The sequence below is a fragment of the Methylobacterium nigriterrae genome, assembly GCF_037106235.1.
Lineage (GTDB): Bacteria > Pseudomonadota > Alphaproteobacteria > Rhizobiales > Beijerinckiaceae > Methylobacterium > Methylobacterium nigriterrae.
The window spans coordinates 1-220 of the sequence record NZ_JBAWTG010001118.1; the positions used below are offsets into that span (position 1 = coordinate 1).

Here is a 220-nt window from a genome sequence, read left to right on the forward strand (position 1 = left end):
GTCGAGCGTCGCCTCCACGCCGCGGTGGACGCCCCCGATGCCGCCCGTGGCAAACACCCGGATGCCGGCCAGGTGCGCGCAGATCATGGTCGCGGCGACGGTGGTGGACCCGTGCCGCTTCGCCGCGACGGCGTAGGGCAGATCGGCCCGGCTCAGCTTCAGGATGTCCGTCGCGGTGCCGAGCCAGTCCAGAACCTCGTCGGGCAGGCCGACGCGGATG

The 220-nt window shown here is 73.2% G+C and carries 1 protein-coding gene; it reads right to left on the reverse strand.

Going from position 1 to position 220, the window contains the following annotated elements:
* Positions 1-220: pseudouridine-5'-phosphate glycosidase (locus WDW90_RS40465; protein ID WP_336493149.1), on the reverse strand; the 220-nt coding region annotated here is incomplete at both ends.